A 1,606-nucleotide genomic window follows, 5' to 3' on the forward strand; every position below is an offset into this window, starting at 1 on the left:
GGGTGATCTCGGGATCCGGCTCCCCGTCAGTGGTGCCGTCGGTGTCGGTCATGTCTGCGGCTCCGGCCGGAACGAGGTCATCCAGTCGGAGAGCACGCCGCGAGGACCAGCGACAGGGTCGGAGTGGCCAGCCGTTCGGCGCTGGTGCCGTCGTCGCTGTGGGTCACGGCGTCGAGGGAATATTCTAAGGTTCTTCACCAGGTTCGGGTCGACCGGGACGCCCGGGCCCATCGTGGTGGTCAGGATGACCTTGCGAAGGTACTTGCCCTTGGCCGCGGACGGCTTGGCACGCAGCACCTCGTCGAGCACCGCAGCGTAGTTGTCCACCAGCTGGGTCTCCGTGAAGGAGGCCTTGCCGATGATCAGGTGCAGGTTGGAGTGCTTGTCCACCCGGAAGGTGATCTTGCCGCCCTTGATGTCCGACACCGCCTTGGTGACGTCCATGGTCACCGTGCCGGTCTTCGGGTTCGGCATGAGACCGCGCGGGCCCAGGATCCGCGCGATCCGGCCGATCTTGGCCATCTGGTCCGGCGTGGCGATCGCCGCGTCGAAGTCCAGCCAACCACCCTGGATGCGGGCGACCAGCTCATCGGTGCCCACCTCGTCCGCACCCGCGGCGGCGGCCTCTTCGGCCTTCGCGCCGCTGGCGAACACGATCACGCGGGCGGTCTTACCGGTGCCGTGCGGCAGGTTGACCACGCCGCGGACCATCTGGTCCGCCTTGCGGGGGTCGACGCCGAGGCGCATGGCGACCTCGACCGTGGCGTCGAACTTGACGTTGGTGGTCTCCTTGGCCAGCTTCACGGCCTCGGTGGGGGTGTAGAGCTTCGACCGGTCGATGACATCGGCGGCCTTGCGGTAGCTCTTGCTGCGCTGCATTGCTGATTACTCCTGTGGTCTCTGGCGGGCCGCTCGGCGCGAGCCCTCCCACGGTTTGGGTCGAAGGCCGGGGCCGACGTCAGTCGTTGACGGTGATGCCCATCGACCGGGCGGTGCCGGCGATGATCTTCTCGGCCTGGGCGATGTCGTTGGCGTTGAGGTCGGCCATCTTCTTCTCGGCGATCTCACGCAGCTGGGCGCGGCTGACCGAGCCGACCTTCTCGGACTGCGGAACACCCGAACCCTTCTGCACACCGGCGGCCTTGATCAGCAGCCGGGCAGCGGGCGGGGTCTTCAGCACGAACGTGAAGGACCGGTCCTCGAACACGCTGATCTCGGCGGGGACGATGTCGCCCCGCTGAGACTCGGTCTGCGCGTTGTAGGACTTGCAGAACTCCATGATGTTCACGCCGTGCTGGCCGAGCGCGGGGCCGACCGGCGGCGCCGGCGTGGCCTGGCCCGCCGGCAACTGAAGCGTGAACGTCTTGACGAGCTTCTTCTTCGGAGGCATGTCACTTCCTGGGGCTTGGAGCTGGGAAAATGCGGCTGTCGCCGCCCTCGGGCGCGCACGGTCAGCGCGGTGCGACAGCGGCGACATTCAAGAGTAGCGCAGGCCGCAGCCCACTCGTCCGCCGAGGTCGAGCGAGAGCGCGTACGCCGACGTCGGCGGCGGTCCAGGAAGGACGCGGTCACCGCCATGCGGGCCAGCCCCGCCAGGCCCTCGGCA

The 1,606-nt window shown here is 68.1% G+C and carries 1 protein-coding gene and 1 pseudogene; both read right to left on the minus strand.

What is annotated here, in order from left to right; translation table 11 throughout:
* Positions 1–183 precede the first annotated feature (183 nt).
* Positions 184–879, minus strand: a pseudogene (gene rplA, locus AB0C20_RS36090) (50S ribosomal protein L1); the annotation flags it as partial.
* Positions 880–958: 79 nt separating this feature from the next.
* A complete protein-coding gene (gene rplK, locus AB0C20_RS36095; protein WP_091402426.1) occupies positions 959–1,390 on the minus strand; it encodes a 50S ribosomal protein L11 in 432 nt (143 codons plus the stop codon).
* Positions 1,391–1,606 lie beyond the last annotated feature (216 nt).

The sequence above is a fragment of the Micromonospora sp. NPDC048843 genome, assembly GCF_040649965.1.
In the GTDB taxonomy this organism is placed as follows: domain Bacteria; phylum Actinomycetota; class Actinomycetes; order Mycobacteriales; family Micromonosporaceae; genus Micromonospora; species Micromonospora hortensis.

Coding starts and splice junctions, on each gene's coding strand:
- rplK (WP_091402426.1), bottom strand. CDS start 1,390: ATGCCTCCGAAGAAGAAGCTCGTCAAGACGTTCACGCTTCAGTTGCCG.